The organism is Limosilactobacillus sp., assembly GCF_040772465.1.
GTDB lineage: Bacteria > Bacillota > Bacilli > Lactobacillales > Lactobacillaceae > Limosilactobacillus.
This window is the reverse complement of sequence record NZ_JAXGYB010000002.1, coordinates 70477-95617: the sequence shown is the minus strand read 5'-3', so window position 1 is coordinate 95617 and position 25141 is coordinate 70477. Positions and strand designations below refer to the sequence as shown.

At 46.0% G+C, this 25141-nt stretch carries 25 protein-coding genes; 9 read left to right on the top strand and 16 right to left on the bottom strand.

Features of this window, described 5'->3' with window-relative positions:
• Positions 1–45: 45 nt before the first annotated feature.
• From AB3114_RS02435 to AB3114_RS02415, 5 genes are all read left to right on the top strand, one after another.
• Positions 46–978: a manganese-dependent inorganic pyrophosphatase gene (locus tag AB3114_RS02435; protein WP_367341673.1), complete on the top strand. Its 933-nt coding sequence runs from the start codon at positions 46–48 to the stop codon at positions 976–978.
• Positions 979–1109: 131 nt separating this feature from the next.
• Complete coding sequence (locus tag AB3114_RS02430; protein ID WP_367341672.1) at positions 1110–1949, top strand: bifunctional hydroxymethylpyrimidine kinase/phosphomethylpyrimidine kinase; 840 nt, start codon at positions 1110–1112, stop codon at positions 1947–1949.
• 6 nt (positions 1950–1955) lie between these two features.
• The gene (locus AB3114_RS02425; RefSeq protein ID WP_367341671.1) at positions 1956–2441 is read left to right on the top strand and encodes an ECF transporter S component; all 486 of its coding nucleotides are present in this window, start codon (positions 1956–1958) and stop codon (positions 2439–2441) included.
• A gap of 1322 nt (positions 2442–3763) precedes the next feature.
• A complete protein-coding gene (xerS, locus tag AB3114_RS02420) occupies positions 3764–4843 on the top strand; it encodes a tyrosine recombinase XerS (protein ID WP_367341670.1) in 1080 nt (359 codons plus the stop codon).
• A gap of 172 nt (positions 4844–5015) precedes the next feature.
• Entirely contained in the window at positions 5016–6614 is a 1599-nt protein-coding gene (locus AB3114_RS02415; protein ID WP_367341669.1) for an APC family permease, read from the top strand.
• A gap of 41 nt (positions 6615–6655) precedes the next feature.
• Here the strand turns inward: AB3114_RS02415 and AB3114_RS02410 are convergent, their stop codons facing one another.
• A complete protein-coding gene (locus tag AB3114_RS02410; RefSeq protein WP_367341668.1) occupies positions 6656–7645 on the bottom strand; it encodes an aldo/keto reductase in 990 nt (329 codons plus the stop codon).
• 544 nt (positions 7646–8189) lie between these two features.
• On the opposite strand from AB3114_RS02410, the gene tnpA reads away from it, so the two are divergent.
• Both tnpA and AB3114_RS02400 read left to right on the top strand, forming a co-directional pair.
• Entirely contained in the window at positions 8190–8618 is a 429-nt protein-coding gene (gene tnpA / locus AB3114_RS02405) for an IS200/IS605 family transposase (RefSeq protein WP_367341667.1), read from the top strand.
• Positions 8619–8634: 16 nt separating this feature from the next.
• Positions 8635–9795, top strand: a complete 1161-nt coding sequence (locus tag AB3114_RS02400) for an RNA-guided endonuclease TnpB family protein (RefSeq protein ID WP_367341666.1) — start codon at positions 8635–8637, stop codon at positions 9793–9795.
• 120 nt (positions 9796–9915) lie between these two features.
• Here AB3114_RS02400 and AB3114_RS02395 read toward each other — a convergent pair whose 3' ends face one another.
• Both AB3114_RS02395 and AB3114_RS02390 read right to left on the bottom strand, forming a co-directional pair.
• Positions 9916–10677 (bottom strand): alpha/beta fold hydrolase, encoded by a 762-nt coding sequence (locus AB3114_RS02395; protein WP_367341665.1) that lies wholly within the window; start codon positions 10675–10677, stop codon positions 9916–9918.
• 20 nt (positions 10678–10697) lie between these two features.
• On the bottom strand, positions 10698–11195 hold the full coding sequence (locus tag AB3114_RS02390) for a phosphatidylglycerophosphatase A (protein ID WP_367341664.1): 498 nt from the start codon (positions 11193–11195) through the stop codon (positions 10698–10700).
• A gap of 169 nt (positions 11196–11364) precedes the next feature.
• Here AB3114_RS02390 and AB3114_RS02385 point away from each other — a divergent pair, with 169 nt between their 5' ends.
• A complete protein-coding gene (locus AB3114_RS02385) occupies positions 11365–12231 on the top strand; it encodes a patatin family protein (protein WP_367341663.1) in 867 nt (288 codons plus the stop codon).
• On the opposite strand, the gene AB3114_RS02380 is transcribed toward AB3114_RS02385, so the two are convergent.
• Positions 12228–13010: an alpha/beta hydrolase gene (locus AB3114_RS02380; protein WP_367341904.1), complete on the bottom strand. Its 783-nt coding sequence runs from the start codon at positions 13008–13010 to the stop codon at positions 12228–12230. The two genes, AB3114_RS02385 and AB3114_RS02380, sit on opposite strands and share 4 nt — an antisense overlap.
• Before the next feature lie 355 nt (positions 13011–13365).
• On the opposite strand from AB3114_RS02380, the gene AB3114_RS02375 reads away from it, so the two are divergent.
• Complete coding sequence (locus tag AB3114_RS02375) at positions 13366–14712, top strand: SLC45 family MFS transporter (protein WP_367341662.1); 1347 nt, start codon at positions 13366–13368, stop codon at positions 14710–14712.
• Between the two features lie 59 nt (positions 14713–14771).
• On the opposite strand, the gene AB3114_RS02370 is transcribed toward AB3114_RS02375, so the two are convergent.
• The 12 genes from AB3114_RS02370 to hisD all read right to left on the bottom strand — a co-directional run bounded on the left by AB3114_RS02370 (position 14772) and on the right by hisD (position 25134).
• Complete coding sequence (locus tag AB3114_RS02370; protein WP_367341661.1) at positions 14772–17087, bottom strand: ATP-binding protein; 2316 nt, start codon at positions 17085–17087, stop codon at positions 14772–14774.
• Positions 17088–17278: 191 nt separating this feature from the next.
• A complete protein-coding gene (locus tag AB3114_RS02365; protein ID WP_367341660.1) occupies positions 17279–17764 on the bottom strand; it encodes a nitroreductase family protein in 486 nt (161 codons plus the stop codon).
• A 54-nt stretch (positions 17765–17818) separates the two neighbouring features.
• Positions 17819–18709: a proline iminopeptidase gene (gene pepI, locus AB3114_RS02360; protein WP_367341659.1), complete on the bottom strand. Its 891-nt coding sequence runs from the start codon at positions 18707–18709 to the stop codon at positions 17819–17821.
• Entirely contained in the window at positions 18706–19296 is a 591-nt protein-coding gene (locus AB3114_RS02355; RefSeq protein ID WP_367341658.1) for a DNA-3-methyladenine glycosylase I, read from the bottom strand. The genes pepI and AB3114_RS02355 overlap by 4 nt, the downstream gene beginning before the upstream one ends.
• A 134-nt stretch (positions 19297–19430) precedes the next feature.
• Positions 19431–20504: a histidinol-phosphate transaminase gene (gene hisC / locus AB3114_RS02350; protein ID WP_367341657.1), complete on the bottom strand. Its 1074-nt coding sequence runs from the start codon at positions 20502–20504 to the stop codon at positions 19431–19433.
• Between the two features lie 11 nt (positions 20505–20515).
• The gene (gene hisE / locus AB3114_RS02345; protein ID WP_367341656.1) at positions 20516–20845 is read right to left on the bottom strand and encodes a phosphoribosyl-ATP diphosphatase; all 330 of its coding nucleotides are present in this window, start codon (positions 20843–20845) and stop codon (positions 20516–20518) included.
• 16 nt (positions 20846–20861) lie between these two features.
• Entirely contained in the window at positions 20862–21182 is a 321-nt protein-coding gene (gene hisI / locus AB3114_RS02340; protein WP_367341655.1) for a phosphoribosyl-AMP cyclohydrolase, read from the bottom strand.
• On the bottom strand, positions 21179–21940 hold the full coding sequence (gene hisF / locus AB3114_RS02335; RefSeq protein ID WP_367341903.1) for an imidazole glycerol phosphate synthase subunit HisF: 762 nt from the start codon (positions 21938–21940) through the stop codon (positions 21179–21181). The genes hisI and hisF overlap by 4 nt, the downstream gene beginning before the upstream one ends.
• A complete protein-coding gene (hisA, locus tag AB3114_RS02330) occupies positions 21930–22655 on the bottom strand; it encodes a 1-(5-phosphoribosyl)-5-[(5-phosphoribosylamino)methylideneamino]imidazole-4-carboxamide isomerase (protein ID WP_367341654.1) in 726 nt (241 codons plus the stop codon). Before hisA ends, hisF begins: the two co-directional genes overlap by 11 nt.
• 5 nt (positions 22656–22660) lie before the next feature.
• Positions 22661–23263 carry an imidazole glycerol phosphate synthase subunit HisH gene (hisH, locus tag AB3114_RS02325; protein ID WP_367341653.1) on the bottom strand — a complete coding sequence of 201 codons (603 nt, stop codon included), beginning with the start codon at positions 23261–23263 and terminating at the stop codon, positions 22661–22663.
• Positions 23263–23847 (bottom strand): imidazoleglycerol-phosphate dehydratase HisB, encoded by a 585-nt coding sequence (gene hisB, locus AB3114_RS02320; RefSeq protein ID WP_367341652.1) that lies wholly within the window; start codon positions 23845–23847, stop codon positions 23263–23265. Before hisB ends, hisH begins: the two co-directional genes overlap by 1 nt.
• A 3-nt stretch (positions 23848–23850) precedes the next feature.
• Positions 23851–25134 (bottom strand): histidinol dehydrogenase, encoded by a 1284-nt coding sequence (gene hisD / locus AB3114_RS02315; protein ID WP_367341651.1) that lies wholly within the window; start codon positions 25132–25134, stop codon positions 23851–23853.
• Positions 25135–25141: the final 7 nt, after the last annotated feature.

Here is a 25141-nt window from a genome sequence, read left to right as displayed (position 1 = left end):
AGTTTCTTGCCAATTGAGCAAGCAAATCGAGGAGGAATTCATTTTATGAGTAAAGAATTAGTTTTTGGTCACCGCAATCCTGATACGGATGCCATTACGGCGGCAATTTCATACTCCTATTACCAAAACCAGTTGGGCTACGAAACCGAAGCTGTTGCTTTAGGCGAACCCAATGATGAAACTAAGTATGCCTTAGACCACTTCAACATGAAGGCTCCACGTGTTGTGAAGACCGTTTCTAACGAAGTCGACAAGGTTATGCTGGTCGACCACAACGAACCACAACAAAGTGCCGAAGACATCGACAAGGTCACTGTTACCCACGTTGTTGACCACCACCGGATCGCTAACTTTAACACGGCTCAGCCACTGTATTACACTGCTCGTCCTTACGGCTGTGTCAGCACCATTTTGACTGAAATGTACCAGGAAAAGAACATCGATATTCCAGCAAACTTAGCTGGTATGATGTTGTCAGCAATTATTTCTGATACCTTACTGTTGAAGTCACCAACTACCACTGACCATGATCGTGAAGCTGTTAAGTACCTTGCTAAGATCGCCGGAGTTGATTACGAAGACTACGGTCTGAAGATGTTAAAGGCTGGTACCAACGTTGATAAGCGCACTGACATGGACATTGTCGAAGGCGATGCTAAGTCATTTAGTCTTGGTGGCAAGAGTATCCGGATTGGCCAAGTTAACTGTGTTGACCTCGATGATGTATTTAAGCGTCAAGCTGACCTTGAAAAGACCATGCACAGTGAAATGGACAAGAACGGCTACGATCTCTTCATTTTGATTGTTACTAATATCCTTAACAGTGACTCCGACCTCTTAGTTGCCGGTGAGCCAACTGAAGCCGTTGAAAAGGCCTTTGGTAAGAAGCTCAATGATCAACACCGGATGAACCTGCCAGGCGTTGTTTCACGGAAGAAGCAGGTTGTTCCACCGTTGACTGACGCATTTGAAGGTTAATTCACAATTAACTATAGAAAAGTTGCAGTGCCATGATAGCGCTACAGCTTTTTTTCTTGCAGTTTTTTATTGCACTCATTGTTTTTTGTTATACAATGAACATAATCTTTTTATGAGAAGGAGGTGAGAAAGTGAAGGTAACTGCAGTGATTGAGGATTTTTCTGGAATTGGCAACATGTCAATGCTGACGGCTTTAGATATCTTGCATGCGGTGAACATCACAACCGCAGCATTACCAGCAACCGTTTTATCCACGCAGAGTGAAGGCTTTGGTCAACCGGCAGTCATGAATTTAAGTACAGTGCACCAGTTTCAAAAGCAAACACTAATGCACTGGGGTAGAGTTGCTAATATGCAAATAACTAATATTCTTTTAGGATATTTAGGCGACCTCTCTACAATTGACTCGGTTAGTCATTGGCTGCACTGCCAACATAATATTTTCACAATCATTGATCCTGTAATGGGGGACCAGGGTTCCTTATATCCAGGATTAAATCAAAATATTCCTTATAAAATGCGTCAATTAATTTTAAATGCTTCCGTTATTACACCAAATCTAACGGAATTGAAGCTATTATCTGGGTTATTCACTGAAAAAAATTATGATATTAAAGATTATATTGATGCGTTGAGGGATCTGGGATACTTCAATGATTGTATAATCACTGGCATTCCCAAAGATCAAATGATTGTTTCGGAATATTGGTCCAAAGATAACAAGTTAGTCGACCGCTACCAAACAAAAAGATTGACTGGCCATTTTTATGGTACTGGCGATGTTTTTTCGGCTTTGTTTGCTGCCTTTGTAAATATCGGTTTGCCGAAGCAAAAAGCATTTATCCAAGCCAATCAATTACTCACCACTGCAATTCAAGAAACATCGGTCCTACCTGAAGAAGATAGAAAATACGGTCTATTAATGCATGACCTTTTACAAAAACTTAGCTATTACAAAATAAGGAAATGATGAATAATGCAGAATAAGCGTTTACAAAAAACGATCTTTGCTGCTTTGCTTCTGGCAATCACTGTTGTCCTCGGGCGGATTTTTCTAATTCCAATTCCAATGACCCGGGGAAACATTAACCTTTGTGATGCACCAATTCTGTTAGCATCCATGTTGTTGGGCCCAATTTCTGGTCTAGTTGTCGGTGGCTTTGGTGGTTTACTGTTGGATTTGATCTCAGGTTATAGTCAGTACATGATCTTTTCATTTATTTCTCATGGTTTGGAAGGATTCTTAGCTGGTTGGATTATCAAGCGCAGTGGCAAAAAGAAGATTGCCTTACTGGTTGGCGTTGTTATCATGGTAATCGGTTACTTCTTTGCCGACTGGATCCTGTCCAAGTCAATTATTACTGGATTCTGGAGTATCGGAACCAATTTGCTGCAAGGAATTGTCGGTGCCGTCGTAGCATGGATCGTCGACAAGCCACTGGAAAAGCGAATTCATTTTTAAAGAGTGAAGTCAAAAGCTTTGGTGGGTGATACCACCAGGGCTTTTTTCTTTTGGAGATACTACTTGTGATAATATATATTATGTAAACTAGATAATCAAAAACGGATTTGCCCAACGGCAATACTAATTGCAACAGCAACTTGATCATCACTAAATATAATATTTTCAAACAAACTGCTGATAATGGACACTTATTTGTCTGCTTTCTTCATTTGAGGTGTAAAACAAGCTCTCTGTATTTTCTTTTAGTCATCAAATTTGATCCCACTAGTGAATGATAATATACTGACACCAGTTAGCTCTGAGAGTCACCTAGACGATCAATTACTCGTCTAATCTTTTAAAAATGCGTCTGAGGGCAAATCTGAGCACCAATGTAGCTAGAATGCCGTCAGACCAGGGTTTGAACGTCTTTTAAATAGTGAATGCGGTAATTTTGGAATTATTATGGGGCTAATTTGGTGATTTAACGACGAATCATTTAGAAATGAAGCCAAAATTGTGGATTGACGCCAATTATCAAAACGTCTTTTGATCTTGGATCCATCATTGGCTTTGCTGACATTCAACAATTTTAGTTTTAGCCCTAGAATTCTTGCATTAAATTGACTGAGGAACTTATAATTTTACATTTGCCGAAGTCGATACTTAGTTAAAGAATTAGGTAAGTGTTGATTGAGCTATGAAAAGTATTTGCGAAGATTATTTAGCTTCATTGATGATGGTGGATCTTCAAAGATGATTATTTAAAATCTGCACAACGATGATTCAATTTGCTTTTTGCTGTCATTAAAACTATAATTTTAATGACAGGTAGCAATTGGATTTTTGCACTCACCTGATTTCAATCTTTATCTGTCAAGCTTCAACTTTACTGGATGTAACTTTCTTTTGTTTTTATGTTGTTCTTCTTTGAAATCAATCTGGCTGAATCAGGATTGCCAGTAATTTTAAAATTATTTCCAATATCATGGCTTTTGCCAATACATTGATCATTTACTGAAATGCTGCCAAGATTTGCATTTGCTAACAATCGTCTGTTTTTTTACTTATATTTTTTGGTGTTTTTATGCACATTTAGTGGTTCAGCAAGCATATAAAATTTGTTTCTTATTGATTCAGTTAGCAATTTCTCGTTATTCGACTGGGATACGCTAGCAATGCCGCATTAACAGATTGCTGCAGTAATCCTTAGCCGAGTTAATGAGCCCAATCTGCAATAATACAAATAAATACCTTTAATTGATAATTATCTCGCGCAGGGGAAGAGAAACTTAACTATTCCCCCTACCCCGCCCCACTATTTCTAGGAGGGAAACACAATGCCGGTTAATAAATACCTCGATTTAATCAAACAGGAACTGGCTGCCATGCCATCTTTTGTTCAAGAGTATTATGTCGGAACAAACCATGCCGTTACAACAATTTACCAGTACTTAACGGAAATTCGTCGCTTTTTCGACTGGCTTCGTGAAGCTGGCTTAACTAAGGCTCAAACCAACCAAGAAATCACGACGGCTGATCTGGCAAAATTGCGACGTAATGACATCATGTTTTATATTGACCAACTAAAGCACACGACGAACAAGCAGCACCGCCTAGATTCGCCAACAACGATCAACCGTTCATTAAATGCTTTGCGGTCATTATTTAAATTCCTGACTGTCACGGCTGATAATAACAATGGTCAGCCGTACTTCGAACGAAACGTGATGGAAAAGATCGGCTCTCTTAATGACACCCAAACCCTAAACTACCGCGCCCATATTCTGGAGTCGCACATGTACACCGGCCAGCGTAAATATGATTTTATCGACTTTCTTAAAAACCAGTATGAAAAACAATGTGACCCCCATGCTCGCCCTGCTTTCAAGAAAAACCACGAACGTGATATCGCAATTATTGCCTTAATCCTCGGAACTGGCGTCCGGGTATCCGAAGCGGCCGGCGTCGACCTGCAAGACTTAAACCTCAAGAGTCAGACCCTTGATGTCACTCGCAAAGGTGGCTGGCGTGATACCGTACCCATCGCACCGTGGACAATTCCGTTGATTAACGACTATGCAGCTATTCGCAAGCAGCGCTACCAAGCCGACAAAAAAGAGCGTGCCTTTTTTCTGACACGCTACCATGGACAAACGCGGCGGATGACCACCAATGCCATTGAAAAGATGGTTAACAAATACTCACGGGCCTTTGGACATCCGCTAACGCCCCACAAGCTGCGGCACACCTTGGCTTCAGAACTATACTCAGTTACCAAAGATCAAGTGCTGGTTGCCCAACAATTAGGGCAAAAAGGAACCAGTGCTACCGACCTTTATACCCACGTTGATCAGGCTAAACAGCGCAATGCTCTGAAAGAAATTAGCAACCATGGTCAACATGACGCTAATGAATAAATTATCAATATTAAGTAATATAGTCAGTGAGCATTACTGGCCAAATGTCAGAGATAGGTTCTCCGCCTGCCGCTACTTGTGGTAGAATGAATAAGATTCAGCCATTAATAATTGGTTAATTAGTCATTATTACCTATAATTGTATATTCATTCAATATAACGGAGGAAAATTATGAACAAAGCGCCAACTCAAAAGATCAGTTTATTCTCTGGTATCATGTTGGCCCTCAATTCATTGATCGGTTCAGGATGGCTTTTCGGGGCGGGAACTGCCGCACGTGTGGCAGGGCCTGCTGCCATCCTGTCATGGATTCTTGGGGCCGTCATCATTATTTGTTTTGCCTTAAATTACGTTGAATTAGGGGCTATGTTTCCCGAAAGTGGTGGGATGTCGCACTACGCCCAATACAGTCACGGAGAACTCTTGGGGTTCATTGCTGCATGGGCTAATTGGATTTCGCTAATCACGTTGGTCCCAATGGAAGCTGTGGCTTCGGTTCAATACATGAGTTCATGGCCCTGGTCCTGGGCCAACTGGACAAGCCAGTTTCTCCATCACGGTCAAGTCACCACAAGTGGGATCGGCGTCGTGATCATTTTCATGATTATCTTCACCCTCATCAATTTCTGGTCAGTTAAATTGATGACTCACTTTACGAACTTGATTTCGTTTTTCAAAATCGGGTTGCCATCTTTAACAATTTTGATGCTGATTATCTCCGGCTTTCATGCCAGCAACTTTCATTCGGTAGCAACCGGTGGCTTCATGCCATACGGCAGCAAATCTATCTTTGAAGCAACCGCGGTTGCCGGAATCATCATGTCCTACGATGCTTTCCAAACCATTATCAATATGGGTGGTGAAATGAAGAACCCACATAAGAACATCGTCCGTGGGGTCCTGATTTCAATGTTTATCACCGCCGCAATATACATTTTGCTGCAGGTTGCCTTCATCGGGGCAGTCAACCCGTCAACTTTGCAACACGTCGGTTGGCACGGCATCAACTACACTTCACCGTTTGCAGACATTGCCATTATCTTAGGCATGAATTGGCTTGCCATTTTGCTTTATATGGATGCCTTCGTTTCACCATTTGGTACGGGAGTGGCTTTCGTTGCTACAGCATCACGGACACTAGCTGCCATGACGCGAACCCACCACATGCCAAAGTGGCTTGGTCGGCTGGCACGTCGTTACATGGTGCCGCGTTTTGCGATGGTAGCTGACCTTATTCTGGCGATTATCATTGTTAACGTCTTTCGTAACTGGTCACTTTTAGCTACGGTCATCACTGGCGCCACTCTAATTGCTTATTTGACCGGTCCTGTAACTGTCATCTCATTGCGAAAAATGGCACCAAACCTTAACCGGCCTTTCGCTCCTCATTATTTGTCATGGATGGCTCCCCTTTCCTTCATTCTTGGTAGTCTAGCCATCTACTGGACGATGTGGCCGACGACGGTCCAGGTTATTTTCGTCATTGCCCTTGGTTTGCCGATCTACTTGTACTACGAAATCCGTTATCAGCATCGCCCCTGGAAGCCACAAGTCAAAGGTGCCGCTTGGCTGATCGTTTACCTGGTCTTCATTTCACTGATGTCCTTCCTAGGCAGTAAAGATTTTGGAGGCCGTGGAATCATCGAATACCCTTGGGACATGGTCATCATTGCGATTATCTCTTATCTTTTCTTCCGCTGGGGAATCGCGAGTCACCTATCATCCATTGATCCAGCCGCTACGAAGTCTAACCAACGCGTCCATGATTAGTAAAAAAGGTTCTGCCCACAAGAGCAGAACCTTTTTGGTTACTAATTCTTTTTAACTTTGGTGCCTGAAAAGACATCAGACATCGGCACGGCATCTAGTGCCTCATCAATTTGTTTAACCTCATCAGCTGACATCTTGATTTCACCAGCTGCCAGGTTATCCTTAATTCGATTGAGGTGACGACTGCCAGGAATTGGAACAATGTATGGCTTCTTGTTGATCATCCAGGCTAATGAAATTTGAGCTGGCGTGGCGTTGTGATCCGCGGCAATTTCTTCAAGCAAGTTGAAGAGTTCTTGATTTTTCTTCAGCGCTTCTGGCTTAAACTGTGGCATCTTATTCCGCAAATCATTTTTGGCAAAGGTACTCTGCTTAATTTGATCCGTCAGCAGACCGTTAGCTAATGGAGAGAATGCTACCAGTCCCACATGTAATTCTTCAAGTACCGAGAATAAACTTTCGTAATTTCGATACATCATTGAGTAACGGTTTTGTACAGCAGTCACTTTGCAGACGGCATTAGCGCGACGCAAGTAATCCTCATTAGCTTCTGAAATGCCCCAGTGAGTGATCTTACCTTCATCGATTAATTCTTTCATCACACTCGCAACCGTTTCGGGAGAAACACTTGGATCAATCCGGTGCTGGTAGTACAAATCAATATGATCAGTATTCAGGCGTTTCAGAGAGCCTTCGACTGAACGGCGGATCGTCTCCGGACTCGAATCAACCTTTAAGTCTGATCCTTCATGAGCCGCAATACCAAATTTGCTTGCAATTACTACATCGTCACGAACATCATGCAGCGCCCGTCCCACTACTTCTTCATTGTAGTTGGTTGAACCATCAGGATTGATTCCCTGGTAAATTTCAGCAGTGTCAAAGAAACGGTATCCCATGTCGTAAGCCGCACGAATGTCTTTAACAGCTTGATCAACATCTACCGGTTTGCCATAACCATGGGAAAAGCCCATGCAGCCGAGGCCAACTGCCGTCACTTTCAAATCCTCACCCAGTATTCTTGTCTCCATTTTCTAAACCTCCATCTTAACTGTCGTAGCAAACTTGTTAATCTTACTTTAATCCTTATAGTCCACTCGAAGGCAAGCACATTTTCATGTAATTGCTCATTTGATTCTCATCAAAACTGAGAATTCTAAGCATTTGCTATCAAAAATAAAGTAGGCTAAGAGTGCGATAATACTTCAATAAGACTTTGCTAGAACCGTAGCCACAACGATTAGGCCAGGATATAATGAAGGTGTAAAGAGATATAGAAATTAAATGACATGGGAGGATTGAGCATTATGATGTCAGCTCTGAGTAATTTCATCGCAGTATTTAGTTTTGTGGCTATCATCGTTGCCTCGTTGGCATATCCAATGTTCCATCAGTACCACACACAACACTAAAACGAATTTAGTTTGATTAACGAAAAAAGTCGCTTGGGTGATTTCCAAGCGACTTTTTTGAAAACGGGCAAGGAAACACGTTCTTTTAAGGACGTGATGAATTGCCCTCTTTTTTGTGTCCTTTGGACACATGGATTAACTTAAATATGATATAATTATTGATATGAAAGATACTAATAGGCTTACATATGGGAGAACATCTGTCTATAATCTGAATTACCACATCATTTGGGGTACCAAGTATCGCAATAAGGTGCTTACCGGCCATGTAGAGGAGGTATTTAAGGCCTTAGTACAAGATATTGCGAAACAATATGGCTTTGACATTGCTCATTTGGAAATCGGTAAAGATGATCATGTTCACCTGCTAGTAAGTGCACCGCCAAAACTATCGGTGACTAATATTGTCCGTTGGTTAAAGGGAATTACTGCTTATCAGTTATTTCGCAAATGTCCCGAATTGCAAACTAGTTACTGGAAAAAGCAGGGACGTCATCTGTGGTCGCCCAGCTACTATGTGGAAAGCATTGGTGCAGTAAACGAACAAGCGGTAGCTAAATACATTGATGATCAGCGCAAAAAGGAGCAATAGAAGTGAGGTGAATGTAGTGACTAAAGTGATTAAGGGGATCAAACTTCGTTTGTACCCAAACCAAGCTCAGACCAATTTGATTTGGCAGATGTTTGGCAATGATCGCAAAGTCTGGAATCTCATGTTAGATATGGCTAAAAAACGTTATCACAATAATCCCAAGAGCCAGTTTGTGAATGAATATGGCATGAACTATCTTTTGAAACGCCTAAAGCAGGAATATCCTTATTTAAAATTAAGTGATTCCACGAGTTTCTTAGTAGTTAATCATAATTTGGCCTTGGCTTTTAAAGCTCTTTTTAAACACCGTGGTGGTTATCCACGCTTTAAATCACGGCATCAGCTACGGCAAGCCTACACTGGTCGTTCAGTTTGTCGGGTAGAAGCCAAGCGACGCATGAAATTACCCAAGCTAGGTAGTATTCGCACTAGCAAAACCGGCCAATTAATCCACAGCAAAATTAAACGCTATACGCTTAGTTACAACCCGACGGGTCGCTATTACTTATCATTGCAAGTAGAAACTGAGACCAAGTCGTTGCCTAAAACAGGTCAATCCGTGGGCATTGACGTCGGTATTGCTGACCTAGCCATTGCTTCTAATGGGATCAAATATCCAACGTTCAATGCTCATTGGTATGAAAAACAGGTTATTAAATGGCAATCTAAATTTAACCGTCGTAAAAATATAGCTGAAACGGCGGTCAACCAATGGAACCATAGCCATAAAACTATCAAAGAAGACTTGAATGATTACCAAAACTGGCAAAAAGCTAGAATGATCAAAGCCCGTTACCAAAAGGCAGTGGCCAATAAACGCCAAGACTATTTGCAAAAGCTGACAACCGATTTAGTTAGGAAATATGATGTAATTGTGATTGAAGATTTGAAAGCCAAAAATCTAATCAAGAACCATTGCTTAGCTAAATCCATTGCCAACGCTAGTTGGCGTCAGTTTCGCATCATGCTGGAATACAAGTGCGCTTGGTATGGCAAAAAGCTAATTACCATCAACGCCAAGGACACTAGTCGCATCTGTTCTAAATGTGGCTTTAACAGTGGGCCTAAACCATTGAAAATTCGTGAATGGACGTGTCCCAAGTGTGGTACCCATCACGATCGAGATATTAATGCGGCAGTTAATATCTTACATCGAGGATTAAAAGCCGTTGGCTAGGGACTAGCCATGGTAAAAGAACGAAGTTCTGTAAGTTGGGTAGCATGAATACATGCGCAATACCCCAAATACTACTTCGTGTTCCCAGAAGCTCGGTCATTCATGACCGAGTAGTTCACATTATCGCGCAAACAAGAAATTGATCAAAATGCGATCAACCTGCGTACTCTCGTGGATCTGACTGTGTGTCAGGCCGTGCAGTTCAACTTGTTTGTATTCCTTAGCAGAATCAAAAACTGGGCGCAATGCCCGTGAATACTTGTTAGGTACCCTTGTATCGGTACCGTGGGCTTTATCGCTGTAGACATTCAAAACCCGCAAGTTTTTGACGGTTTGCTTATTAATATTCCCAGCCATTTGTTGTTTAAATTGGGGGAACAAGCCACCAGCCAGAACGACTAAGTGATTTAATCGGGGCAAATTCTGATCATGAGCATGGCGGTTAACGTATTGCACCGCTAGCAAACTGCCCATGGAATGCCCAACCAGGTTGATGCGATTGTAGCCAGACTGACGCTGGGCTACCCGTACAACATTGACTAGCCACTGGTCATAGTGCTTCATGTCGCGTTGAGGATTATGAGCATTATAGTTCATCTCCACAATCGGGTTTTTAGCATGGTGCTTGATTTTACCAACTAATTTCACATGACCATTTTCACTAACATCGGCCCTGACAACTGAATTGCTTGCCCCATGGCTTGTCAGGTAGTTGGCCATCTGTTCTTCAGCGTGGTAGGAGCTGGCGTAGCCATGAACAAAAATCGTCGTTGTATGGGTATTCGGATACTGGGGACGCAAAGCAAGATAAGCCCCCAACCCTCCTAGAATGACTACCAGCACAGCGGCAATGGCAAAAAAGAAGCTTCTATTATTTCTCATCGGCAAATCCCTTCAACATCTTAAGCATATTTGTGTGCTACTTTAGCACAGGTTGCTGCAACAATCGCACCCAGTAAGTCATCGATGAAGGTATTAACGTGACCCTTATCCTCATCGAACTTCTTGATGATTCCGTATTTTACACGGTCGAGATAACCAAAGTTGGTAACCCCAATAGTGCCGTAGATGTCGGCAATTTGCAATGCCAACGATTCGTCAACGCCAAAGACACCAGCGTCATTTCTGACAATTGAAAGAAGCGGCTCCTTCAACTGATTTTCTTCAGCTAGGCGGTCCAATTCTAGGCCAACCATCACGTTATTAAGGAGTTCACGTTTGTGCAGGACGTTATTCAGTTCTTGATAGCATTCCTCTTCCGTTAGTTGTGGAATAAATTGTTCTTGTAAGTGACAGGCAATTTTACTGAGTTCGTGGAGATCCACACCACGCTTTTTGAGTTCACTGATTACAAATTCATAGGCTTTTGTATCCGGATATTTAAAATTTTTGGTTTCCAATTGATATTCTCCTTTCTTTCTCGTTTGAGCATCTTATGCTGTCATTGTATAATAATTGCATTCTCACTAAAATCTTTCCCAAAAGTGATCAAATTAACAATTAGGACCAACCAAAAAGAAAAAACTTCTGAAGTGCCAGTCCTAGATTATGAAAGGAGCAATTGTTTAAATGCTATACAATGCAGCACTGGTTCTTGAGGGTGGTGCCATGCGGGGCCAATATACCGCTGGCGTTCTTGACACCTTCTTGCGACATGACATCGAATTTAGTTCCGTCATCGGCGTGTCCGCCGGTGCGCTTTGCGGTTCTAATTTTGTGTCAAAGCAATACGGCCGTGCGTCGGGTGTCAACATTAACTATCGTCACGATAGCCACTACATCTCACTAACGCACCTGCTGAAGCGACAGAACATCATCAATTTTGATTTTATTTTCACCGACCACGGTTTCCGCTGGCACCAATTTGATGAACGCGCTTACGAACGTTCCGCGTCGGATTTTACGATTGTCGCAACTTCTCTGGCCAATGGCCGAACCGTGACCTTTGATAAACCCACGGGCGAGAACCTGATCAACGCCTTAAAGGCATCCTGCTCGATTCCCTTCATCTGTGATCCGCAGGAAACAACCAAGGGCAAATGTTTGGATGGCGGCGTAGCAGACTCAATCCCGTATGACCTTGCCTATCAGCAAGGATATGACAAGGTAGTTGTCATTCGGACCCGTAATAAGGAATACCGCAAAAAGCCTTCGGGTAAAGTGATGGAAAAGCTCAGCAATCGTACCTTTCAAGATCATCCAGAATTTGCCAAGGCGCTGATTAACCGGCCACTCATGTATAATCACCAAATTGACGAGATTGACCGCCTCGTTGATGAAGGCCGGATGTTCTGCATTGCTCCGTCGAATCCGGTTAAAATCGGTCGACTGGAACACAGCACTAAAAAAATTCGTGGTTTATACGAAACCGGCCTGAAAGAAGGGGCCGCTGCCGTTCCAGCCTTGACGCACTTCCTGATGGATACAGCTTACTAATCATCAGACCACAGATAATGGGCAACATCGTTAATGATGTTGCTTTTTTGGTGTAACATGGGATGACTAGTATGAGCATAAATATGCTCGTGATATTGAATGTTTGGATGATCCTTAATCAAATTGCGCAGCATCTCTGACTGGATGTGCGGAACTGAGCCGTCCGTCCGCTCCCCATCCTTGCTCCCCATCAGGTTGAAGATTTGATCGTTGTGGTGAGTATGCACTGATTTTATTTCTTTTTCAAGTATTTTGAAATTGTCGTCCTTGGACTTTTTGGCTAATCCCAATCGATAGCGTGTCTTGGTGCCAAAGCTTTCGTCGACTGGCACTCCTAAGAGGACAATTTTGCGAAAATCAATCATCTTTTGAATGCTTGGGGAACCAATGTAGGCGTGCATGAATTCTGTCCCACCATATGAGTGCGCAATCACGTTCATCTTGTTGACTCCGTAACTGTTGTGCAGCTTCTTTAAGACAATCGTTAATTGCCTCGTCTGCGGTTGATATGTCGCACTGTAGTTCCAGACGTAAAGCAACTGAATGAGAGGATTCTTCTGGTGTTGATCGAGCGATCCCTTAATAATGGTGCGGCCATTGGGGAAGACCCAAACCGTCATCGCTTTTTGGGCGATCTTCTTATTCTGGAAAGTTTGGATCATTTTGTCTGTACTCCAGGTGCCACCGCCCCATCCTGGGATTAACAAAGTTGGTGTCGAAGAAGCCTTAAAACCGCGTCGCTCGCTGGTAAAAGAATGCGTACGGCTGCCGTGAAGCATCCATATCTGGACAAGCAAAAGGATAATCACTAATGCTATGAATATGCGGCCAACCCATTTTAAAACAGTTCTCAATCTCATCACCAACTTCCAACTTTTGTTTCTATTATATGCCTCCCTCACAGCTACCAACACCAATTTTGACTCACATACTTGCACATTATTGCCCACGGTAGGAAATAATGTGCAATTTTTTTTGCGGTCTTTAACCGCGGTATGACGGCAATGTTTTGTATTCGCTTTCAAAATATTTGTGCAAGCGGTTGCATTATTGGTCTGATCGTATTATAGAGATAATTGTAAATTGATAGTTTGTTAGTTATTCAATGCAATTATTTATTGGAGGTTCTTCAATATGGAGAATAGTAAAGGTAAAAAGCAGCTACCTACATTAGCGTTCGCTACTTTAATGTTAATGACTTTTGGGAACCTTGGTACTTCGATGGCCTTCGCCTTACAAAGTTCCAACATGAGCCGGATCTTCCAAACTTTGGGTGCCGACCCAACGAAATTAGGTTTCTTCTTCATCCTGCCACCGTTGGCCGGGATGATCGTCCAACCACTTGTTGGTTACTTCTCTGACCGGACCTGGGTACCAAAGATTGGCCGGCGTCTGCCATATTTAATCGTCGGGACTATCGTTGCTCTGATCGTTATGATTCTGTTGCCAAACTCTGGTTCATTTGGTTTTAAGACTTCAACCGCTCTCTGGTTTGGTGCTATCGCCATTCTGTTCATGGACTTGTCTTCTAACATGTCTATGCAACCATTCAAGATGATGATTTCCGACATGGTTAACGACGAGCAAAAGGATGAAGCATGGTCCTGGCAAACTATTTGGGGCAACATCGGTTCTGTTGCTGCCGACCTCTTCCCATTCTTCTTAACCTTCGTCGGTGTATCCAACGTTGCTTCTAAGGGTGAAGTCCCTGCATCTGTTAAGGTTTCATTCTACCTTGGCGCCGCTATCCTGGTTGTTTCTTCTATCTTTACTATTTGGAAAGTTGATGAATACGACCCGAAGACTTACGCTAAGTACCATGGTTTCAGCAATGATGAACAAATTTCCGAAAACTTCATCACCATTATTAAGAAAGCTCCAAAAGTATTCTGGACTTTAGGTTTAGTTCAATTCTTCAGTTGGGTTGCATTCCAGTACCTGTCAACTTACGGCACTGGGACGGTCGCTCAAAACATTTGGCACGCAACTAACCCTGCTAGCTCTGGCTACCAAGCAGGTGGTAACTGGTTCGGTGTTCTGTCTGCTGTTGAAGTCGGTGTCGCCATCATTTGGGGATTAGTTCTTTCCCGCTTGAACGATAAGATGCGTAAGCCAGCTTACTCATTTGGTTTAATTATTGGTGCCATTGGTTTCTGGGGCTTGTCAGTTGCTCCAACCAAGTTACTCTCATTGATTGCCTTTATCGGCATCGGTATTTTCTGGGTAACGATGAACTCAATTCCGTTCACCATCTTAACTAACGCCCTCGATGGTAAGCACGATGGTACTTACATGGGCCTCTTCAACTGCTGGATCTGCTTGCCACAAATTGTTGCCTCAATTGTTTCATTTGGCCTCTTCCCACTTCTGGGCAGCTCTATGCCGCACATGTTAGACTTTGCCGCTGTAATGCTCATTTGTGCTGCTGCCGCTGTTTGGGTCGTCAAAGAAACCTCTGTTGAAAAAGGTGACATTGACTAATAGAGAATAAAGTAATCAAACAAAAAAGCCGCGTTGAAAAAACGCGGTTTTTTTTGCGATCAGCCAAACAATCGAGCAAAGAAGCCCTTGTGCTTTGGCGTAGACTGTTCATCATCTTTCTCCGTCTCTGGTTTCTTTTCTTCGTGCGGATTCGGTTCACCGATCCAACGGAAGAAGTCCGGACACTTAATTTCAACAAACTTACCGGTCTTACCGTTCATGCCGTCAACACAAATTTCGACTGGCAGCGCATTGCGGTATTCTTCCATGCTGTTTTCCCCGCCAAAGCCGTTGAAACTGCTGAGCTTGGCCATATCAAACAACAAACTATCTTTTTCTTTGCGGTAGATGAAGTCCTCCGGTTGAGTGACATACAGCTTAGCCCACTTGCTACGAGCGCTCTCGCGGAAGTCATCACAAACGGCGTCGGCAAAGTAGTCTGGCAACTCCATTCCAGCCATATCATAATACTGCTTAAAGATCAGGCGGGTATTAGCTAAGAAGTCCAGACGCCCGGTTTGGTCATTGAAAATTCGCCAAGGCGTCTCATCATTTTCGAGCTTTTCCGCCATGCGTACGACAAAGTCCTTAAACAGGCGGTTATTAAGGGTCTGGCGCACATTGTAGATGTACTTGTTGGCTTCGCCCTTCTTCTTTTCGTCGATAACTTTGTCAATTTGCAGGTAGTACGTCCGCCGGGCAGTTTCTCGAACCATCGTAAAACCAGAGCTGTAGTTGGTGGTGCCAATCATCGGGGCGATCGGCTGGGGATGATTGACAACCTGGTTCATCGTATCAACTACCAAGTGCCGACTGTACTGGGCTTGCTGGAAGAAGTATGGCTCGATTTCATCGACCAGAACCGGGTAAGTGCTACCCTGTTTCATGTAAGATTCCAGGGCTTGCACGGTCTTAGCCTTCCGTTGGTTGGTACCGCTAGGATAAATGGTACCGAAATCGATCAATGATTGGTCGGTGTCCCAAGTCAACTGGTTGATGATTCTCAGCAGCGTCGATTTACCGGAACCAGCCGTCGCACCTAATACCAGGAAGTTAGGGACGTCATTGCCATCTTCAGCGTTAAGACTGGCCTTTTGGCGAATTTCCCACATAAATGGTGCAGTGAAGCTGTATAAGATAGCCTCAAAGAACCGCTTCCCGTATTCTGGCGTGTAGTCCACCACAAATTGCTGGTAGCCCTTCATAACTGAATCAATACTGTGGAGGGCATCGCGAATTTCACTGGTGCTAGCGACTTTACCGAATGGTAACGGGTAAGAACTGGTGTCATTAGGTACGAACAACCCCGTCGTTTGGCGCGCAATATTGCGTTCGAGCGGCCGGTCGTACAAGAAGGTCTTGTACTTCTTTTCAACAGCCTGATCTTCAGCAGACAATGGTGACTTAAGAGCGTTATGCACGTTTTTCATAATCTGCTGACGATTCTTTAACTTCGGGTGGGTAGCCCGTGGGGAAACACTTTCCTTTTGCAATTGCAAAAGCAGGTCATCCTGTTGAATGCGACGACGCTGTTCATCTTTGGTAGCCGTGCGGTTCATCGTCACGTCACGCATATCGCGCGTGAAATTACTCTGCACGATCTTATCATCGATTTGTCGTTGCAGCTGCTTGGTTAAAAGATCAGTCAAACCATCTTCGGCAATCGCATCGGTGGTTTGGTTGTCCAAAATCACCAAGCTATCTTTACCCTGGTTAGCTTTGTGCATTTCCGTTAGCTGTTTTTGCGCTGCTTTCAACAGTTCTTCACTGAAGAATGGCACAACGACCGGCTTAATATCGACTTTGAAGTGAACCATCATATTATCATAAAGCGGTTGGTTGTCGAAAACCAATACTTCTTCATAGCGGTTCTGATTGTCGGTAAATGCTTGCTTGCTGAGATTAGCCGAAGTGATAATCAGCCGATGCTCATTCTTATCAGGATTGCTCAGCAGATAAAAACGTGAATGAATCACCTGGGTCGGTGCCATCTCTAATTTCAGGACGCCACCCAAAACGGCCAACTGAAGCTGACTTGTGAGTCCTTCAAACACTTTGGCTGGCTGCTTGTTGGCAATTTGGCGCATCGATTCGGCTAACGCTACCTTTGTCGACAATTCGACTTTACTGAAATTGTCTTCAGGCTGCTGATTGCCAATCACTAGTTCTAGCTGAACGAAATCAGCTAGGTAGGTATTGATAAAGTTGGCGTCGACTGTCCCGCAGACACCCACAAGTTGGCTATAGCGGTTAGAATCAAATAACTCACTGATGGACATCTGTTCATCCTGGTTATTGTGCACCACGTGCAACCGCGTCAGCTTTTCGCCAACTTTCTTTTTAGTTGTTTTATCTTTTTTTCCGGATGCGGTCATGATAACCCCCTCTAGTTAATACCGCGGATTACCGTCATTTAGGCCAAGCACAGAAATATAAAAAGCCCCGCCTAAACGGAGCTTTGAAACAGATGATTATAAACGGTGTAAAACCGTTCAAAAATGAGGTCTCTTGGTCCGATTTGTCCCATTAATTATATCACAATTAGCACCAAGGGCCCTCCTTTAGGCTATTTACGTACAAGATGGTAACGTTCACTTCGGTCAACATCTTGTACCGCTTCCGCAGGCTGACCAACGGGAACCATGACGGTTGCGCCATAACCATCGTCAACACCTAACCGCTTGAGCAAATCAGCATTGTCATTGAGCTTAATAGCGCCGCTCATCACGTAGACGCTACCCAAGCCGAGATCGGTTGCTTGCAGCATAATGTTTTCGGCAGCAGCGGAAGCGTCACGTTCGCCGAATGGGCTACCCTTCTTTGTTGCGATGACAAAGACCAGCGGCGCATTGTAGGCAGCGTCATCGGTTTGCTTCTCAATATCAGCCAACAGTTGGTCATCAGTGATGATTGACCCTTCCATCACGTCCATTTCGTGCATCCCGCAGGGACTCGCCTGGAAAGCCGCTGCTAATTGGTCAATTTGCTGCTGGCTTAACTTTTCGGCCTTAAATTTACGTACAGAATGACGATTTTGAATAATGTTTGTCATGGTGATTTCTTCTTTGTTATAAGTTAAGGTAAATAATTATATCAAACTAGAAAATTAATCATTCGCGTCCAACCACTTCATCAGCACCCGTTCGTAATCTTCGCGTCTTTCGACAAAGGACATGTGCCGGCAATATTCAAACAATTCCCATTTTGCATTAGGAATTCGGTCGTACATGGCCTTCGCCGTATAAGGCGTGCAGAGATCATCGGTCCCACTGGTTACTAGAACCGGGCTCTGAATAGATTGTAGTTGATCTAGGTAGTCATAACCAGCTAAATTGCCTTCTGGATTGTACTCATTGGGACCCCAACCGGTGAGATAAGCAACCTTCCCGGCCTTTTTCGGCCGTCTCAGTGGCTCCGGATCATCGGCCGACACCGGTGCACTACAATGAAGCGCCATAAATTTAGCATTGGCACGCTGATAAGCAGGACTAGTGAAGTCATCACGGGCTTCCGCGTCAGCAATTGCTTTTTGGTCAGCCGGTGCCATCAACTTAATCAGCCGGTGCAGTTCATCACGCCACATCCAGGATGCTGGCAAAGTGCTGGCGAGAATGCCTGATTTAATTCCTGCCGGATGCTCATCACAGAGGTACATGATCTCCAGCATGCCACCCCAGGATTGGCCCAAAAGGTGAATCTCTTTTAAAGCTAAATAGTCCCGCAGGGCCTTTAGCTCCTTCATCCAAGTCTTGGCATTATAGAACTCATCAGCCCGGTCGTCAGGCATTGATGATTTCCCACAGCCCAGCTGGTCATACATGATCAATTGGCGATGGTCCTTTTCTGCTAAATCGTCCAAGACTTCAAAATAGTTGTGAGTCGATCCCGGCCCACCGTGGAGCAACAGCAATGGTGCCTTCTCACTCTTTTCGCCGACAATGCGGTAATAGGTTTTGAACTGTCCAAAGGGCATGTAGCCTTCTTGTACTTGTGTCATCGTTTGTCCTCCTCATTATTTTGGCCGGGTTGTCCATATTTGAAATCACAGTCCTCAAGGTGGTCGTTAACAAGTCCCACCGCCTGGAGATATGAATAAACCGTCACCGGTCCTACAAACTTGAAGCCCACTTTTTTTAGCTGGCGGGATAAACGTTGCGACAATGCCGTCTGGGCAGGCATATCCGTCATTGTTCGCGGATGGTTGATGATAACATCTGGAACTGCCCGCTGCAGCAACTGCCCCATAGTCTGCCCATCGCGGTGCATCTTCACGAAAACCTGGGCATTATGGATAGCTGCCTCGATCTTGCGTCGGTTGCGAATAATTCCCTTGTCATTCATCAGCCGGGCCACGTCTTCATCCCCGTACGCCGCGACTTTATCGACATCAAAGTCAGCAAAAGCCTTCCGGAAGTTCTCGCGCTTCTTCAGGACGGTCAACCATGACAAGCCGGATTGGAAGCTCTCCAGCACGAGCATCTCGTACAAATAATGCTCATCCAGGTTGAGCTTTCCCCATTCCTGGTCGTGGTATTGCTGGTAAAGAGGATTATCCATCCCCTTCCAAAAGCATCGTTTTACCATCACAAAATCTCCCTTGTTGATAATGCTTACACTATCTCATGATAGCGGATTACTGATCCCAAAACAATCAGGGTAAATAAAAAAACACGTGCCGGAAAACTAGTGCTTTCCAATCACGTGTTATTGAACTTAACTTATTGCAGGGTATCAGCGATGATCTTTTGCATTGCCACGTTATCCGCAGCCTTGCCAACCGAAATCCGCAAGGCATCAGGAGCTAGTCCTTCGCGAATTTGGTAGCCGTTGAGCAGCAGTTTTTTACCAAGTGCTGCAGCTTGGTCGGTCTTAAAGTAAACGAAGTTCGCCTGCGAGTGGTAGGACTGGAGTCCCACTTGCCGGAAGAACTGCTCCCAACGGTCACGTTCGACGCGGTTTTTAGCACGCACGTCTTCGACAAAGGCTTGATCATCGAGGGCGACGCTGGCCGCTAACTGGGAAAGCGAGTTGAGGTTATAAGGCAAACGAATCGTCTGCACATAATTAGCCAGCTGCTGAGACATTACGATGAAGCCAACCCGCAAGTTAGCCAGGCCGTATATCTTGGAAAAAGTCCGCATAATCGCGATGTTATCAAATTCTTTCAGGAGCGGCAGTGCCGTCGCCGGTTGGGCATCCGTCACAAACTGGATGTAGGCCTCATCGATCAGCACGAGTACGTCCTGTGGCACCTTCTGCATGAAGGAACGAAGATCAGCGACGCTTTCGTAGACACCGGTCGGGTTGTTCGGGTTGCACAGCCAAACCATTTTCGTGCGGGAATTCATCAGATCGACCATTTTAGCAAGATTTTGCTTGCCGCTCGGTTCTTGCACCGGAACTTCGATTACTTTGGCCCCTTCAATCTGGGCATTCAATGCGTACTCGGAAAAGGTCGGTTGGGAAACGATGACTTCATCCCCTGGCTCTAAGAAAACCCGTGAGAGATAGGCAATGATTTCGTCAAGTCCGACGCCAAAGATGATGTTATCGCCATCCACCTTTAATTTGTTTGCCACCCTTGCTCGCAGTTGCGTGGCGTAGCCATCGGGATAGTAGTTTAATTCGTTAAAATCGAAATGCTGCAAGGCCGTGACCACTCTTGGCGACTGGCCATAGGAGTTCTCGTTAGCCGACAGACGGGCCAGGCGCTTTAGATTGTACTTTTTCTCCACTTCTTCAGGCAGTGGCGCCGGCTGGTAGCTTTGCAGTTTTTTAATCGTTTCTTTCATCGGCAATCTCCTTAGAGCTTTTCAATCGGGCGACGTTCCTTCAGCTTGCTCATCTTACCGACCCGCGAGCCCAGTTCTTCTTTAATTTGATCGAAGCTGACCCCTTGTTCCACCAGCAGCACCATCAAGTGGTAGAGCAGATCGGCGGTTTCGTACTGCAGCTCGGACTTATCAGGATTCTTGGCAGCGACGACGACTTCGGTACTCTCTTCACCGACCTTCTTCAAAATCTTATCGAGGCCCTTGGTAAAGAGGTAGTCCGTGTAGGAACCTTTAATCGGATTCTTCTTGCGGTCAGCGATCATATCGTACAATTCTTCAAGTTTTTGTTGTTCAGCCATAATTCATTTTCCTTTCTTATTTAAACGTCTTGACTTCATTGAAAAAACAGGAGCGATGACCGGTGTGACAAGCGGGGCCGGCCGGAACGACGGAAACCAGCAAGGTGTCGCCGTCACAATCCAAGGTCATCTTTTTGACTTCCTGCATGTTGCCACTGGTTGCGCCCTTATGCCACAACTCTTGGCGGGATCGTGACCAGAACCAGGTCTGCCCCGTTTTCAGCGTCAGCTGGTAGCTTTTCTCGTTCATCCAGGCAACCATCAAGACCTCTTTGGTCCGGTCATCGACGACCACCGTGGTTAAGAGACCACCCATTTTCGAAAAATCTGCCTTCATAATCGGACCGGCACCTCCTTTGCATTCAGTGCTCCTTTCACTTGGTTAATCGTCAATTCTTTAAAGTGAAAGATTGATGCCGCTAGAGCGCCCGTCACTTGAGTTTGTTGGTAAAGATCGACAAAATCATCAACCTTGCCCGCACCACCGGAAGCAATCACCGGGATGCGAACTGCCTGATTGATGCGCTGATACAGGCGAATATCAAAGCCGCTCTTGGTCCCGTCCTTGTCCATGCTGGTCACCAGCAGTTCACCGGCACCGCAGGAGACAACTTCTTTGGCCCAGGCAACGGCGTTGAGCTTCGTCTTTTCTTTGCCACCGTGAGTGTAAACGAAGTACTGATCCGATTCCGGATCATAGCTGGCGTCGATGGCAACGACGATCGCCTGACTACCAAACTGCTCCGCCCCGGCGGCGATCAGGTCTGGATTTGCCACAGCCGCTGAATTAATGGCCACCTTATCGGCACCGGCTTTCAGCAAGCGTTCCATGTCGGCAACACTGCTGATGCCACCGCCGACCGTCAGTGGCATGAAACATTGCTTCGATACTGTTTCTACCACGTCAGCCATCGTCTTGCGGCCCTCATTAGTCGCGGCAATATCCAGAAAGACCAGTTCATCGGCGCCCTGCGCTTCGTAGGCGGCCGCAATCTGGGCCGGGTCACCGACGTCGACCAAATTGACAAAATTGACGCCCTTTTTGACGCGGCCGTTATCCACGTCCAAACAGGGAATAATCCGTTTAGCCAGCATCATCATTCACCTCCTTAACTTCCTGCAGGGTCAGCGTACCCTGCGCTAGTGACATCCCCGCGATCATGTCCTTGATCCCGGCTTTTTGCAGGGCCCGAATGTCCGCTAGATTGCGAATGCCGCCGGAAGCGACGATGTTAGCATCCGGGAATTTCTTTTGTAGTGACGCTAACAAATCGATGTTGGGCCCGCTCATCATCCCGTCTTTGGCGACGTCCGTGACGATGAAAGTCTGAGCACCGGCAGCGACCATCTCACCAATCAAATCAGCCATTGGCATCACGGATTGGTCGAGCCAGCCCTCGGTCGCAACCTTACCGTCCCGGCCATCGACCCCGATGACGATTTTATCGGGGCCAAATTGCTGGAGGGCGGCCTTGGTAAAGTCGGGATCCTTCAGAGCCACTGAACCGAGAATCACGCGGCTGATTCCCGAATTCAGGTACTGTTCAATCGTCTCGCTTGTCCGAATGCCACCGCCGATTTCCATCATCCCCTGAAAACGACCGGCAATCTGCTGCACCGTCTTCAGGTTCTGGGGCTGACCGGCCTTAGCACCGTCCAAGTCCACCAGGTGGAGACAGTGGATGCCTCGCCAGTTGATCAGGGCCGCTTGTTCGAGCGGCTTACCGTTCACCAGGCGCGACTGCTTGAAATCACCCTGGAAGAGGCGGACGCTCCGCCCTTTTTGCAAGTCAATTGCTGGAAAAATCATCAACTTCACCTCGTTTCGTTAAAGAAGCTTTGCAATAGTTTGAGCCCCACCCGACCGCTTTTTTCGGGGTGGAATTGCATCCCGTAAACCTTGCCGCGCTGGACGATCGACGGCACTGGAACGCCGTAGTCAACGCTGGCAACGACGTATTGCTGCGGACACTGGGCGTAGTAAGAATGAACGAAGTAGGTATATTCTTGGTCGACGCTCTGAAAAAGCGGCGAAGGCTGTTTCAACTGGTTCTGGTTCCAGCCAACCTGGGGAATGAAGAGGCCGTCATCCGGCAACTGGACGACTTTGCCCGGAATCAGCCCCAGGCCCTGCGTCAGACCGAACTCAGCCGAAGATTCGAAGAGCATCTGCATCCCCAAACAGATTCCCAGCAGGGGAATTCCCGCTTGCACGGCCTGCTTCAGCACCTGGTCGAGGCCGCGCTGCTGGAGCCGGTTCATCGCCGATTTAAAGGCACCGACGCCGGGAAAAATAATGCCGTCAGCTTGCAGGATTTCTTGGGGATCATCCGTTAAGCGAGCATCGGCTCCTAAGTAGTCGCAGGCCTTCAAGACGTTAAAGACGTTGCCTGCTCCGTAATCGATGACAGCAATCATTAAATCACGCCCTTTGTGGAATTGACTCCTTGAATTTCTGGATTGATCGTCACGGCCGCCCGCATTGCCCGTGCCGTGGCCTTAAAGAGGGCTTCGATCTTGTGGTGGGTGTTGCGTCCGTACAAGACATTGGCATGGAGGTTCATCTCGTTGTTAAAGGCAAAGGCCTGGAAGAAGTCTTCGGTGACTTCGGTTTCGTAAATCCCCAGACGCGGGTTTTCCAGTTCCGCGTTGAAGACGAGGTAGGAGCGGCCACTTAAATCAACCGTCACTTGCGCCAGTGTTTCGTCCATCGGCACGAAGGCGTTGCCGTAGCGCTCGATCTGTTCCTTATCGCCGAGGGCTTCCTTGAAGCACTGCCCCAGGACGATCCCGGTATCTTCAACCGTGTGGTGGACATCGACGTCCAGGTCGCCCTTGGCCTTCACCTTCAAGCCGAAGCGACCGTGTTTAGCAAACAGCGTCAGCATGTGGTTGAAGAAACCGACGCCCGTGTCGATCTCGATGCCGGTCTGCTGGTCGATGTTCAATTCAACGGTGATATCCGTTTCACCGGTTTTGCGGGTAATCTTACTGGTTCGCATAGGCTAGTCCTCCTTTGGAAAACGTGATTCAACGGCGCGTGCGTGGGCTTCTAGGCCTTCGGTGCGGGCCAATGTGGTAATGGCCTTCAGGTCTGCTTGCAAGGCAGCACGGTCAAACTGGGTGAACTGGGTGCGCTTAATGAAGTCGTAGACGCCCAGCGGTGAGGAGAACATCGCCGTTCCACCGGTTGGCAAAACGTGGTTTGGACCAGCAACGTAATCACCCAGCGGTTCGGAAGCATAGCGGCCCAGGAAGACGGAACCGGCATTTTGGATGGCGCCGAGGTACTGAATCGCATCTGGCAACTGTACTTCCAAGTGCTCCGGTGCCACTTGATTCATCAAAGCAAACATGTCGGGGATGTTCTTCATGATGGCGATGAAGCCGCGGTTGTTAACGGCGGCTCGGGCAATCTCTTGACGCGGCAAAGTCTCCAACTGCTTTTCAACTTCTGCGTCGACCTTCTTGGCGAAGTCTTCGCTGTTGGTGATCAGCATGGCCCGTGCCCGCTTATCGTGTTCGGCCTGGGAAAGAAGGTCGGCCGCGATTTCCCGCGGGTTGGCGCTGTCATCGGCAAGGATGCCAATTTCGGACGGTCCGGCAACCATATCGATCGAAACCGTGCCAAAGACCTGCTTCTTGGCCGTGGCCACGAAGATGTTACCGGGACCGATGATCTTATCTACCTTCGGGATCGATTCGGTGCCGTAAGCCAGGGCAGCCACCGCTTGGGCGCCACCAACCTGGTAAATGGTGGAAACGCCAGCCAATTTAGCAGCAGCCAGGACAGCGGGCTTGATGCCATCCTTTTGCGGTGGCGTCACCATCACGATTTCTTTAACGCCGGCGATCTTGGCGGGGATGGCACTCATCATGATCGTGGAAGGATAAGCAGCGGTCCCACCGGGAACGTAGAGGCCGACCCGGGCCAGCGGCGTGATCTTCTGGCCGCGGATAATGCCGGGTTGCTGACCATCGATGAAGCCCTGTTGAACTTCCATCTGGTGGAAACTGGTGATGTTCTTCTTGGCCAGTTCTAGGGCAGCCTTCAGTTCCGGACTGATTTTATCTAAGGAAGCATCGATCTCTTCTTGTGGTACCTGAAAATCTGTCAGGTCAACCTGGTCAAATTGCTTTTCGTAGTCGCGAACAGCCTGGTCGCCGTTCTCCCGGACATTCTTTAGGATGTCGCTGACGGCTTGTTCAACTTTGAAATCAACGGTTTGCTGAGTGTAATCAGCGACAATTTTCTTCATTTCTGCTAATGACTTTTGATAGATTTTCATATGATGA

Bases quoted from the DNA above. Each gene is read 5' to 3' on its own strand.
- AB3114_RS02435 (WP_367341673.1), top strand. From the start codon at position 46: ATGAGTAAAGAATTAGTTTTTGGTCACCGCAATCCTGATACGGATGCC.
- AB3114_RS02425 (WP_367341671.1), top strand. From the start codon at position 1,956: ATGCAGAATAAGCGTTTACAAAAAACGATCTTTGCTGCTTTGCTTCTG.
- xerS (WP_367341670.1), top strand. From the start codon at position 3,764: ATGCCGGTTAATAAATACCTCGATTTAATCAAACAGGAACTGGCTGCC.
- AB3114_RS02415 (WP_367341669.1), top strand. From the start codon at position 5,016: ATGAACAAAGCGCCAACTCAAAAGATCAGTTTATTCTCTGGTATCATG.
- AB3114_RS02410 (WP_367341668.1), bottom strand. From the start codon at position 7,645: ATGGAGACAAGAATACTGGGTGAGGATTTGAAAGTGACGGCAGTTGGC.
- tnpA (WP_367341667.1), top strand. From the start codon at position 8,190: ATGAAAGATACTAATAGGCTTACATATGGGAGAACATCTGTCTATAAT.
- AB3114_RS02395 (WP_367341665.1), bottom strand. From the start codon at position 10,677: ATGAGAAATAATAGAAGCTTCTTTTTTGCCATTGCCGCTGTGCTGGTA.
- AB3114_RS02385 (WP_367341663.1), top strand. From the start codon at position 11,365: ATGCTATACAATGCAGCACTGGTTCTTGAGGGTGGTGCCATGCGGGGC.
- AB3114_RS02380 (WP_367341904.1), bottom strand. From the start codon at position 13,010: ATGCTTCACGGCAGCCGTACGCATTCTTTTACCAGCGAGCGACGCGGT.
- AB3114_RS02375 (WP_367341662.1), top strand. From the start codon at position 13,366: ATGGAGAATAGTAAAGGTAAAAAGCAGCTACCTACATTAGCGTTCGCT.
- AB3114_RS02370 (WP_367341661.1), bottom strand. From the start codon at position 17,087: ATGACCGCATCCGGAAAAAAAGATAAAACAACTAAAAAGAAAGTTGGC.
- AB3114_RS02365 (WP_367341660.1), bottom strand. From the start codon at position 17,764: ATGACAAACATTATTCAAAATCGTCATTCTGTACGTAAATTTAAGGCC.
- pepI (WP_367341659.1), bottom strand. From the start codon at position 18,709: ATGACACAAGTACAAGAAGGCTACATGCCCTTTGGACAGTTCAAAACC.
- AB3114_RS02355 (WP_367341658.1), bottom strand. From the start codon at position 19,296: ATGGTAAAACGATGCTTTTGGAAGGGGATGGATAATCCTCTTTACCAG.
- hisC (WP_367341657.1), bottom strand. From the start codon at position 20,504: ATGAAAGAAACGATTAAAAAACTGCAAAGCTACCAGCCGGCGCCACTG.
- hisE (WP_367341656.1), bottom strand. From the start codon at position 20,845: ATGGCTGAACAACAAAAACTTGAAGAATTGTACGATATGATCGCTGAC.
- hisI (WP_367341655.1), bottom strand. From the start codon at position 21,182: ATGAAGGCAGATTTTTCGAAAATGGGTGGTCTCTTAACCACGGTGGTC.
- hisF (WP_367341903.1), bottom strand. From the start codon at position 21,940: ATGCTGGCTAAACGGATTATTCCCTGTTTGGACGTGGATAACGGCCGC.
- hisA (WP_367341654.1), bottom strand. From the start codon at position 22,655: ATGATTTTTCCAGCAATTGACTTGCAAAAAGGGCGGAGCGTCCGCCTC.
- hisH (WP_367341653.1), bottom strand. From the start codon at position 23,263: ATGATTGCTGTCATCGATTACGGAGCAGGCAACGTCTTTAACGTCTTG.
- hisB (WP_367341652.1), bottom strand. From the start codon at position 23,847: ATGCGAACCAGTAAGATTACCCGCAAAACCGGTGAAACGGATATCACC.
- hisD (WP_367341651.1), bottom strand. From the start codon at position 25,134: ATGAAAATCTATCAAAAGTCATTAGCAGAAATGAAGAAAATTGTCGCT.